Below are 11,663 nucleotides of genomic sequence, written 5' to 3' on the forward strand. Positions count from 1 at the left end.
AGGCTTTGCTTTCCGACAGCGCCGCGCGTCTTTTCGAGAGCCGCAAAGGCCGCTGCAGCACTTTGAATGGCTGCGTAATTTATCCTTAAATCGATTCCGATTTGGGGAATTATGCAGTATGAGGCGATAAAGCCGCCTCATGGCGCGGATTCGCGGAGCAAATCATGGAACGCACTTGTCTTGCCGTCATCCTCGCCGCCGGTGACAGCACGCGGATGAAATCCTCGAAATCGAAGGTGCTGCATCCGGTCGCCGGACGGCCGATGATCGCCCATGTGGTCGAGGCGGTCGCCTCCGCCGGCATCTCGTCCGTCGCCCTTGTCGTCGGCCGTGACGCCGAGGACGTCGCGAAGGCCGCAAGCATCGACGGCGTCGGCATCGAATCCTATCTGCAGAAGGAACGCCTCGGCACCGGCCACGCGGTGCTGGCGGCGCGCGACGCGATCGCCAAGGGTTACGACGATATCCTCGTCACCTATGGCGACGTGCCGCTCCAGACCGACGGGCCGCTCAAAGCCGCACGCCAGGGCCTTGCCGATGGCAGCGATGTCGTCGTCATCGGCTTCCACACCGACCGCCCGACCGGCTACGGCCGCCTGCTCGTCAAGGACGGCGAACTCATCGCCATCCGCGAGGAGAAGGACGCGACCGATGCCGAGCGCACCGTCACCTGGTGCAACAGCGGGCTGATGGCGATCAACGGCAGAAAGGCGCTCGATCTTCTCGCGCGCATCGGCAATGCCAATGCCAAGGGTGAATTCTATCTGACCGATCTCGTCGAGATCGCTCGTTCGCTCGGCGGACGCGTCACCGCCGTCGACGCTCCCGAGATCGAGATGACCGGCTGCAACACCCGTGCCGAACTCGCCGTCATCGAGCGTTTCTGGCAGGAGCGCCGCCGCCACGAGATGATGCTGGCCGGCGTCACCATGATCGCACCGGAAACGGTTTTTCTGTCCTACGATACCGTCATCGGCCAGGATGCGCTGATCGAGCCGAACGTCGTCTTCGGTCCCGGCGCGGTGATCGACAGCGGCGCCGTCATTCATGCTTTCTCGCATATCGAAGGCGCCCATGTCAGCCAGGGTGCGACCGTCGGGCCCTTCGCCCGGCTGCGGCCGGGTGCCGATCTCGCCAACGGCGCGAAGGTCGGCAATTTCTGCGAGGTCAAGAACGGCCGGCTGGGCGAGGGCGCCAAGGTCAACCACCTGACTTACATCGGCGATGCCGTCATCGGCGCCGGCAGCAATATTGGCGCCGGCACGATCACCTGCAACTATGACGGCGTCAACAAGAGCGAGACGGTGATCGGCGAAAACGCCTTCATCGGTTCCAACTCCTCGCTGGTCGCGCCGGTGACGATCGGCGACGGCGCCTATATCGGCTCCGGCAGCGTCATCACCGTCGATGTTCCGGCCGACGCGCTGGCGCTCGGCCGCGCCCGGCAGGAGATCAAACCCGGCCGCGCGACGCTGCTGCGCGAACGCGCGCTCGCCATCAAGGCGGCGAAGAAGGCGAAAGCCTGACAGGCCTTGCGTAACCGGCGGAAATTCAAAGTGACCGCCGAGGTGATTGAGAAATAAGCAGGAATCGTTAGGACTGGCCTCATTGTTGAGACCGAGTGGGGATATTGCATGTGCGGCATTGTGGGGATCGTCGGAACTGCGCCTGTTGCCGGGCGCCTGGTCGATGCGCTGAAGCGTCTCGAATATCGCGGTTACGATTCCGCCGGTGTCGCCACCATTCATGACGGCGTGATGGATCGCCGCCGCGCCGAGGGCAAGCTGTTCAATCTGGAAAAGCGCCTCGACAGCGAACCGCTGCCCGGCACCGTCGGCATCGCCCACACGCGCTGGGCGACCCACGGCGTTCCCAACGAGACCAATGCCCATCCGCATTTCGTCGAAGGCGTCGCCGTCGTCCATAACGGCATCATCGAGAATTTCTCCGAGCTTCGCGACGAATTGACCGAGGAGGGTTCGGTCTTCCAGACCCAGACCGATACCGAGGTGGTCGCCCATCTGCTGGCGAAATACCTGCGCGAGGGCCTCGAGCCGCGCGACGCCATGCTGAAGATGCTGAACCGGGTGACCGGCGCCTATGCGCTGGCTGTTATGCTCAAGGCTCATCCCGGCACGATCATGGCCGCCCGTTCCGGACCGCCGCTTGCCGTCGGCTACGGCCGCGGCGAGATGTTCCTCGGCTCGGACGCGATCGCGCTCTCGCCCTTCACCAACGAGATCACCTATCTCGTCGACGGCGATTTCGCCGTTCTCACCCGGGACGGTGTCGCAGTGCTCGATTTCGCCGGCAAGCCGGTCAAGCGCGCCCGCCAGATCTCGCAGGCGACCGCCTATGTCGTCGACAAGGGCAACCACCGCCATTTCATGGAAAAGGAAATCTACGAGCAGCCGGAGGTCATCTCCCACGCGCTCAGCCACTATGTCGATTTCGCCGAGAACACGATCGGCGCCAATGCCGCCGCGATCGACTTCAAGGCGTCAACCGGACTTGCGATCTCGGCCTGCGGCACCGCCTATCTCGCAGGCCTCGTCGGCAAATACTGGTTCGAGCGTTATGCCCGCCTGCCTGTTGAGATCGACGTTGCCTCCGAGTTTCGCTACCGCGAAATGCCGCTGTCGCCGTCGCAGGCAGCACTCTTCATCTCGCAGTCCGGCGAGACTGCCGATACGCTGGCATCGCTGCGCTATTGCCGCGATAACGGGTTGAAAATCGGCGCGGTCGTCAATGTCCGCGAATCGACGATCGCGCGCGAATCCGACGCCGTCTTCCCGATCATGGCCGGCCCCGAAATCGGCGTTGCCTCGACCAAGGCCTTCACCTGCCAGCTTGCGGTGCTGGCAGCGCTGGCGATCGGCGCCGGCAAGGCGCGCGGCACGGTGAGTGCCGACGAGGAGAGGGCGCTGGTGCGCCATCTCGCCGAAATGCCGCGCATCATGAGCCGTGTGCTGAACCTTATCCAGCCGCAGATGGAAAGCCTGTCGCGCGAGCTGTCGAAGTGCAAGGACGTGCTCTATCTCGGCCGCGGCACCAGCTTCCCGCTCGCCATGGAAGGCGCGCTGAAGCTCAAGGAAATCTCCTATATCCATGCCGAGGGTTATGCCGCCGGCGAATTGAAGCACGGACCGATCGCGCTGATCGACGAGAACATGCCTGTCATCGTCATCGCCCCTTACGACCGTTTCTTCGAAAAGACCGTCTCGAACATGCAGGAGGTCGCAGCCCGCGGCGGCCGCATCATCTTCATCACCGACGAGGCCGGCGCGGCCGCCTCGAAACTGCCGACCATGGCGACGATCACCCTGCCTGTGGTCGACGAAATTATCGCGCCGATGATCTTCTCGCTGCCGATCCAGCTGCTCGCCTATCACACTGCCGTCTTCATGGGCACCGATGTCGACCAGCCGCGTAACCTGGCGAAATCCGTGACCGTGGAATAAGCCTGTAAGGCCGGGACCTTCGCGCCGAAACATATTGTGCCAGGCCCCGAATTCTGGCAATTTTGGTCTACGGACAAGGGGGAAGGGCCGGCGTACCGGCCTGTCCACGACTGAGATGGAGATCATCAGGAAACGATGACCGACAACACCCCCAGAATGCCGGTCGCGACCCGGCTGAGGAATAATTTTCTCGCAGGGCTGATCATCTGCGCGCCGATCGCGATCACCATCTGGCTGACCTGGACCTTCATCCATTGGTCGGACAGCTGGGTCCGGCCCTATATTCCGGCGCGCTGGAATCCGGAAAGCTATCTCAATTTCGCCATTCCCGGTTTCGGTCTGCTGACCGCCGTTATCCTGATCACCGTCGTCGGCTTCCTCGGCAAGAACCTCATCGGCCAGAGCATCGTCCGGTTCGGCGAATCGATCGTTCAACGCATGCCGCTGGTGCGCACGATCTACAGAAGCGTGAAGCAGATTTTCGAAACCGTGCTGAAGGAACAGGCGAACTCCTTCAAGAAGGTCGGCCTCATCGAGTATCCGGGTCCCGGCCTCTGGGCACTGATCTTCATCGCCACCGACGCCAAGGGCGAAATCGCTTCGAAGTTCAATGCCATGGGCCAGGATATGGTCGCCGTCTTCCTGCCGCCGACGCCGGTGCCGACAGCCGGCTTCCTCATCTTCGTGCCGCGCGAGAAGATCGTCATGCTCGATATGTCGCCGGAAGACGCCGCCAAGTACCTGATTTCAGGCGGGCTTGTGGCGCCCGAACACAAGCCGGCCGATCCCAAGCAGAAGCATTTGCCGCGGCCGAAGCCGGTGGCGGTTTCCAAAGCGGATTGATGCATGTCGCCCAAAAGTGTTCAGCGGTTTTGAGTTAACGACATGCATAGAACAAAGACTTAAAGCGCGCCGCGGCGCGCTTTATCCAGCCCTGAGAAACCGAATCGCCTCGTCGCGGCGGAAAAGATAGAGCAGGGTGCGGATCGCCGTTCCCCTCTCCGTGGTCAGTTCCGGATCCCGCTCGATGAGGTAGGCGGCGTCCTTGCGGGCGATCTCTAACAGGTCGGCATGCGCCTCGAGACTGGCGATGCGGAAACCCGGCGTGCCCGATTGCCTCGTGCCGAGCAATTCGCCTTCACCGCGCAGCTTCAGGTCCTCCTCGGCAATGCGGAAACCATCCTCCGTCTCCCGCATGATCGAAAGCCTGGCATGGCCGGTCTCGCCGAGTGGTCCCTTGTAGAGAAGAATGCAGGTCGAGGCCTCGTCGCCGCGCCCGACGCGGCCGCGCAGCTGATGCAATTGCGCCAGGCCGAAGCGTTCGGCATGTTCGATCACCATGATCGTCGCATCCGGCACGTCGACACCGACCTCGACGACGGTGGTGGCGACGAGCAGCCGGGTCTCGCCGTTCTTGAACGCCATCATCGCCGCGTCCTTCTCCAGCCCGCTCATGCGGCCGTGGATGAGGCCGACATCCGGGCCGAGTGCCGAGACCAGCGTCGCGTGCCGCTCCTCGGCCGACATCAGATCGAGCTCCTCGGACTCCTCGACCAGCGGGCAGATCCAATAGGCCTTCTTGCCCTCGGCGATCGCGCTTTGCAGTCGGCCGACGATTTCGCCGGTCCGTTCCATCGGCACGGTGATCGTTTGGATCGGCCTGCGGCCGGCCGGTTTTTCGGTGAGCTTGGAGACGTCCATATCGCCGAAGGCGGCGAGCACCAGCGTGCGCGGGATCGGCGTCGCCGTCATGACAAGCATATGCGGCGAGAGGCCCTTGGCGGTCAGCCGCAGGCGCTGATGCACGCCGAAACGGTGCTGCTCGTCGACGACGGCAAGCATCAGATTGGCATAGGCGACACTGTCCTGGAACAGCGCATGCGTGCCGATGATGATCTGGGCAGCACCCGAGGCGATGCGCTCCAGGATTTCCTCCCGCTCGCGTCCCTTGGTGCGCCCGGTCAGCACCTCGATGCTGAGTCCGGCGGCGGCGGCGAATTTCGAGACTGTCGCGTGGTGCTGCCGCGCCAGGATTTCGGTCGGCGCCATCAGCACGGCCTGGCCGCCGCTCTCGATCACCGCCGCCATAGCCATCAGTGCCACCAGCGTCTTGCCGGAACCGACATCGCCCTGCAGCAGCCGCAGCATGCGCTCGTTGCCGGCCATATCCTTCAAAACCTCGGCGATCGCCTCGTTCTGGCTTGACGTGAGCGAGAAGGGCAACGCCTTCAGGATCTTGCTGCTGATGGCGCCGGTCGCATGCACCGGCTGGCCCGCCACCTTGCGCAGCCTCTGCCGCACCAGGCTCAGTGACAGCTGTCCGGCGAGGAACTCGTCATAGGCAAGCCGCCGCCGGGCAGGGGCCTGCGGGTCGATATCGGTAGGGTCGCGCGGCTCGTGCAGCATGTGGAAACTGTCGCGGATCGACGGCAGGCCCTGTTTCTCAGTCAAGGCCAGGTCGATCCATTCCGGCAGCTCGGGAAAACGCGGCAGGCCGGCGTCGATGATCTTGCGCAGCGTCTTCGGCGAGAGCCCCGCCGTCAGCGAATAGATCGGCTCGACCAGCGGCAGGCTCTCCGTCTCGTCCGCCCTGACGATATAATCGGGATGCACCATCGAGGCGCGGCCGTTGAACCAGTCGATCTTGCCGCTGACCGTCACCTCCGCGTCAACAGGCAGCTGTTTTTCCAGCCACGCCGCCTGTCCGCGGAAGAAGACCAGCGTCAGCTCGCCGGTCTCGTCATGCAGGAAGACGCGATAGGGAATGTTGCTTTTGCCGCGCGGCGGCAGCTGGTGCCGGTCGACGCGCGCCGTGATCGTCACGATCGCGCCCTGCGGCGCGCGCGCGATTCCAGGCTGGTTGCGCCGGTCGATCAGCGAAAAGGGCGCGTGGAAGAGCAGGTCGATGACCCGGCAATCTTCCAGCGTCTCGCGCCCGAGCAGCTTGACCAGCAGGTCGGCGATCTTCGGGCCGACGCCCGGAAGGCCCGAAATGGGGGAAAACAGAGGATCGAGAATGGCGGGGCGCATGTGGCCAAAATGCGATGAACAATGCGGCCTTGGCAAGGCTGACAAGCCGCTTTCCAGGGTCTATAGAGGCGCATCAACAGGAAGGTAATGCCATGACAGGTGTCACGCTCACGAGTGCCGGTCTTGACCCGCGCCGCCGCAGAATCCTTTTCCGCTGCTGGCATCGCGGCATTCGCGAGATGGATCTGGTCTTCGGCCAGTTCGCCGAAGCCGAGGTCGCGAATCTGTCGGAAGCCGAACTCGACGAGTTCGAGACGATCATGGCGGAAGAGGACAATGATCTCGTCCGCTGGATCATGGGAACATGGCCGGTGCCTGAGCGTTTCCAGACACCGATGTTTGCCCGCATCGCCGCCTACAAGCCCGATTTCGACAAGCCCCTCAGGACGCCGGAATGATCCCTGGTTTCGATGCGAAGAAGCTTGCGGCCATTGCCGAGCCGCTGACGATCGGCAATGTGCCGGCAGGTCTGGAGACGCTGCTGCTCGCCGAGCTCGCCCGAACGGGAGAGCCGGTCGCCTATGTCATGTCCGACGGCCACCGCATGGCCGATCTGGAACAGATGCTGGGCTTTGTCGCCCCCGACATTCCGGTTCTCACCCTGCCGGCCTGGGACTGTCTGCCCTATGACCGCGTCTCGCCGAGTGCCGACACCTCGGCCCGCCGGCTTGCCGCACTCGGCGGCCTCATCGCCCATCGCAAGAAGCCGCACGCGGCAATCGTGCTCGTCACCGCCAATGCCATGCTGCAGAAGGTGGCGCCGCAGGATGTCATCGAAAGCCTGACTTTTTCGGCTCGTCCCGGCAACCAGCTGCGCATGGACGATCTCGCCGGTCGCCTGGAGCGCAATGGCTTCGAGCGGGTCGCGACCGTTCGCGAGGTCGGTGAATATGCCGTGCGCGGTGGCATTCTCGACGTCTTCGTGCCGGGTTCCGAAGAGCCGGTCCGCCTCGATTTCTTTGGCGATACGCTGGAAAGCATCCGCAGCTTCGATCCGGCCAGCCAGCGTACGACCGGGCAGGTGCGATCCCTCGATCTCAACCCGATGAGCGAAGTGACGCTGACGCCGGATACGATCAGCCGCTTCCGCAAGAATTACCTCTCCGCCTTCGGTGCGACCACACGCGACGACGCGCTCTATCTCGCCGTCTCCGAAGGCCGCCGTTACCCCGGCATGGAGCATTGGCTGCCGCTTTTCTACGAGAAGCTCGATACCGTCTTCGATTATCTCAGCGGCTTCCGGATCGTCATCGACCATACGGTGCGTGAGGCAGCAGAAGAGCGCTCCAAGCTCGTTTTCGATTATTACGACGCCCGCCTGAATTCCGGCCAGCCGACCAAGGGCCAGATGACGCAGGGCACGCCTTACAAGCCGGTGACGCCGGGCCAGCTCTATCTCGACAGCAAGCTTTTCGTCAAAACCCTGGACGCGCTCGGCGCGATCCGTATCAGCCCCTTCAATGAACATGAGGGTGAGGCGCGGCGGGTCGTCAATGTCGACGCCCGCCAGGGCCAGCGCTGGGCGCGTTCGAACGCCGAAGGCGGCGGCGATGCCGAACGCATCAACATCTTCGACGTCGTCGTCAAGCATATTGCCGATCGCCGTGCCGCCGGCGCGAAAGTGCTGGTCACCGCCTGGACCGAAGGCTCGCTGGAGAGGCTGCTGCAGGTGCTGAACGAGCACGGCCTGGAAAAGGTCAAGCCGATCGAGGCGCTGAAGGATGTCGGTTCGCTGGCGAGAGGCGAGGCGGCCGCTGCCGTGCTCAGTCTCGAAGCCGGCTTCGAGGCCGGCGACCTCGTCGTCATCGGCGAGCAGGACATCCTCGGCGACCGCATGGTGCGCCGCTCCAAGCGCCGCAAGCGCGCAGCCGATTTCATCTCGGAAGTCGCGGGCCTCGACGAGGGCTCGATCGTCGTCCACGCCGAACATGGCATCGGCCGCTTTATAGGGCTGAGGACCATCGAGGCCGCTGGTGCTCCGCATGCCTGCCTCGAACTGCAATATGCCGACGAGGCCAAGCTTTTCCTGCCGGTCGAAAACATCGATCTTCTCTCGCGCTATGGCGGCGAGGGCACCGAAGCCCAACTCGACAAGCTCGGTGGCGGCGCCTGGCAGATGCGCAAGGCCAAGCTCAAGAAACGCCTGCTCGACATGGCCGATGCGCTGATCCGAATCGCCGCCGAGCGCCTGACGCGCCATGCGCCGATGCTGACGACGCCTGAAGGCCTTTACGACGAATTCGCCGCCCGCTTCCCCTATGACGAGACCGAGGACCAGGATAACGCCATCGAGGCGGTGCGCTCCGATCTCGGCGCCGGCCGGCCGATGGACCGTCTGGTCTGCGGTGACGTCGGTTTCGGCAAGACCGAAGTGGCGCTGCGCGCCGCCTTCGTCGCGGCGATGAACGGTGCCCAGGTCGCCGTCGTCGTGCCGACGACGCTGCTTTCCCGCCAGCATTTCAAGACCTTTTCCGAGCGTTTCCGCGGTCTGCCGGTGCGCATCCAGCAGGCCTCGCGCCTTGTGGGCGCCAAGGAGCTGGCGTTGACCAAGAAGGAAGTGGCTGAGGGGAAGACCGATATCGTCGTCGGCACCCATGCGCTGCTCGGCGCTGGCATCAAATTCGCCAATCTCGGTCTGCTCGTCATCGATGAGGAGCAGCATTTCGGCGTCAAGCACAAGGAGCGGCTGAAGGAGCTGAAGAGCGACGTGCATGTGTTGACGCTGTCGGCAACGCCGATCCCGCGCACGCTGCAGCTTGCCATGACCGGCGTGCGCGAACTGTCGCTGATCACGACGCCGCCGGTCGACCGCATGGCGGTGCGCACCTTCATCTCGCCCTTCGACAGCCTGGTCATCCGCGAGACGTTGATGCGCGAGCATTATCGAGGCGGCCAAAGCTTCTATGTCTGCCCTAGGCTTGCCGACCTCGAGGACGTGCATGCCTTCCTGCAATCGGATGTGCCGGAGCTGAAGGTCGCCATCGCCCATGGCCAGATGCCGGCCGGCGAACTCGAAGACATCATGAACGCCTTTTATGAAGGCCGCTACGACGTGCTGTTGTCCACCACCATCGTCGAATCCGGTCTCGATGTCCCCACGGCCAATACGCTGATCGTCCACCGCGCCGACATGTTCGGCCTTGCTCAGCTCTATCAGCTGCGCGGCCGTGTCGGCCGCTCGAAGGTGCGCGCCTTCGCGCTCTTCACCCTGCCGGTCAACAAGGTGCTGACGGCCACCGCCGAACGCCGCCTCAAGGTGCTGCAGTCGCTGGATACGCTCGGCGCCGGTTTCCAGCTGGCGAGCCACGATCTCGATATCCGCGGCGCCGGCAATCTGCTCGGCGAGGAGCAGTCCGGCCACATCAAGGAGGTCGGTTTCGAGCTCTACCAGCAGATGCTGGAAGAGGCGGTTGCCGAGGTCAAGGGTGTCGACGAGATCCACGACACCGGCTGGTCGCCGCAGATCTCGGTCGGCACGACGGTGATGATCCCGGAAGGCTACGTGCCCGACCTGCACCTGCGCATGGCGCTCTATCGCCGTCTCGGCGAAATCACCGAGCTCAAGGAGATCGATGGCTTCGGCGCCGAGATGATCGACCGATTCGGCCCGATGCCGATCGAAGTCCAGCATCTGCTGAAGATCGTCTACATCAAGTCGCTCTGCCGCACCGCCAATGTCGAAAAGCTCGATGCCGGCCCGAAGGGCGTCGTCGTGCAGTTCCGCAACAAGGAATTCCCCAACCCGGCAAACCTCGTCGGTTATATCGGCAAGCAGGGCACGATGGCGAAGATCCGCCCCGATCACAGCCTGTTCCTGACCCGCGACCTGCCGACGCCGGAAAAACGCCTGCAGGGCGCAGCTGTTATCATGACGCAACTGGCGGAACTGGCGAAATAGAGCAATTCCAGCAAAACTGTGCCGCGGTTTTGCTGGGCAAAGCGCGAAGCGATTTTGCCGGGGAATTGCATGGAAAAAGGAGATAGAGATGGGAACATACGGCGCAACGATCGCCTGGCAGCGGAACGGCGAAACCTTCACCGACAACCGCTACAGCCGTGCCCACCGCTGGACCTTCGACGGCGGCATCGAGGTGAAGGCATCCTCGTCCTCGCATGTCGTTCCGCTGCCCTATTCCGCCGAGGATGCCGTCGATCCGGAGGAGGCTTTCGTCGCCTCGCTCTCCAGCTGCCACATGCTCTGGTTCCTGTCGATCGCCGCCAAACAGCGCTTTTGCGTCGACAGCTATACCGATGCTGCCGAGGGCATCATGGAGAAGAATGCCGACGGCCGTCTTGCCATGACCGTCGTGACGCTCCGTCCGCATGTCGTCTTCAGCGGCGAAAAGCAGCCCTCGTTCAGCGAGCTCGAAGCCCTGCACCATCGCGCCCACGACGAATGTTTCATCGCCAATTCGGTGAAGACCGAGGTGCGTTGTGTTCCGGTTCTAGGCTAGAGCTGGGGCCGTCGACGTCAGTTGAGGCCTGACCGTGCCTCGGCTTTCGCCTTGGCGATATCGCGCAACGCGTTCGCCAGGACGTCAGGCGTCTGTGCACCGCTGACGGCATATTGCTGGTCGAAGATGAAGAATGGCACGCCGTTGACGCCCATCTCCTGCGCTGCCTGGATCTCGGCGACGATCAGATCGCGATCGGCCTCGGAAGCAAGCAGCGAGGCGATGACCGAACGGTTGAGGCCGGCCTTCTCGGCGATATCGAGCAGCACCGCATGGTCGCCGACATTGCGGCCTTCCTCGAAATTCGCCTTGAACAGTGCGGCAACGACCTTGTCCTGCTTCTCGCGGCCTTCGATCATCGCCCAGTGGATCAGCCGATGCGCATCGAGCGTGTTCGGGCCGATCTTGATCGCCTCGAAATCGAAGGCGATGCCGACCTCGCGGCCGTAATCGGAGAGCATCTTGTGCGCCTGCGCCACGCGCTCCTCGCCGCCGAGCTTCTCAGCCAGCGCCTTCTTCTGGTCGACGCCTTCCTTGGGATAGTCGGGATTGAGCCGGTACGGCCGCCAGTTGATGTCGACGCCGATTTGGTCTTGCACCTCGGCGATGGCGAGCTCCAGCCGCGCCTTGCCGAGATAGCACCAGGGGCAGACGACATCCGAGACGACGTCTATGGTGATACGCTCCATGATGATTTTCCTTATTCTGTGCGTCTCCC

Annotated in this window: 8 protein-coding genes; 6 read left to right on the plus strand and 2 right to left on the minus strand. The window is 63.4% G+C overall.

Features of this window, described 5'->3' with window-relative positions:
• Window positions 1–164: 164 nt before the first annotated feature.
• From glmU to ACD590_RS09625, 3 genes are all read left to right on the plus strand, one after another.
• Window positions 165–1,526: a bifunctional UDP-N-acetylglucosamine diphosphorylase/glucosamine-1-phosphate N-acetyltransferase GlmU gene (glmU, locus tag ACD590_RS09615; protein WP_131606737.1), complete on the plus strand. Its 1,362-nt coding sequence runs from the start codon at window positions 165–167 to the stop codon at window positions 1,524–1,526.
• 108 nt (window positions 1,527–1,634) lie between these two features.
• Complete coding sequence (glmS, locus tag ACD590_RS09620) at window positions 1,635–3,461, plus strand: glutamine--fructose-6-phosphate transaminase (isomerizing) (RefSeq protein WP_131703142.1); 1,827 nt, start codon at window positions 1,635–1,637, stop codon at window positions 3,459–3,461.
• Window positions 3,462–3,596: 135 nt separating this feature from the next.
• Window positions 3,597–4,304, plus strand: a complete 708-nt coding sequence (locus ACD590_RS09625; protein ID WP_018241999.1) for a DUF502 domain-containing protein — start codon at window positions 3,597–3,599, stop codon at window positions 4,302–4,304.
• A gap of 81 nt (window positions 4,305–4,385) precedes the next feature.
• Here ACD590_RS09625 and recG read toward each other — a convergent pair whose 3' ends face one another.
• A complete protein-coding gene (gene recG, locus ACD590_RS09630; RefSeq protein ID WP_439003522.1) occupies window positions 4,386–6,491 on the minus strand; it encodes an ATP-dependent DNA helicase RecG in 2,106 nt (701 codons plus the stop codon).
• 92 nt (window positions 6,492–6,583) lie between these two features.
• Here recG and ACD590_RS09635 point away from each other — a divergent pair, with 92 nt between their 5' ends.
• From ACD590_RS09635 to ACD590_RS09645, 3 genes are all read left to right on the plus strand, one after another.
• A complete protein-coding gene (locus ACD590_RS09635) occupies window positions 6,584–6,889 on the plus strand; it encodes a succinate dehydrogenase assembly factor 2 (protein WP_018242001.1) in 306 nt (101 codons plus the stop codon).
• Window positions 6,886–10,389 (plus strand): transcription-repair coupling factor, encoded by a 3,504-nt coding sequence (mfd, locus tag ACD590_RS09640; RefSeq protein ID WP_018242002.1) that lies wholly within the window; start codon window positions 6,886–6,888, stop codon window positions 10,387–10,389. The genes ACD590_RS09635 and mfd overlap by 4 nt, the downstream gene beginning before the upstream one ends.
• 88 nt (window positions 10,390–10,477) lie before the next feature.
• Window positions 10,478–10,945 (plus strand): OsmC family protein, encoded by a 468-nt coding sequence (locus ACD590_RS09645; RefSeq protein WP_439002487.1) that lies wholly within the window; start codon window positions 10,478–10,480, stop codon window positions 10,943–10,945.
• Between the two features lie 17 nt (window positions 10,946–10,962).
• Here ACD590_RS09645 and ACD590_RS09650 read toward each other — a convergent pair whose 3' ends face one another.
• The gene (locus ACD590_RS09650; RefSeq protein ID WP_028731931.1) at window positions 10,963–11,634 is read right to left on the minus strand and encodes a DsbA family oxidoreductase; all 672 of its coding nucleotides are present in this window, start codon (window positions 11,632–11,634) and stop codon (window positions 10,963–10,965) included.
• Between the last annotated feature and the right edge of the window lie 29 nt (window positions 11,635–11,663).

The sequence above is a fragment of the Rhizobium sp. 862_C5_N1_2 genome (assembly GCF_051811205.1).
Lineage (GTDB): Bacteria > Pseudomonadota > Alphaproteobacteria > Rhizobiales > Rhizobiaceae > Rhizobium > Rhizobium leguminosarum.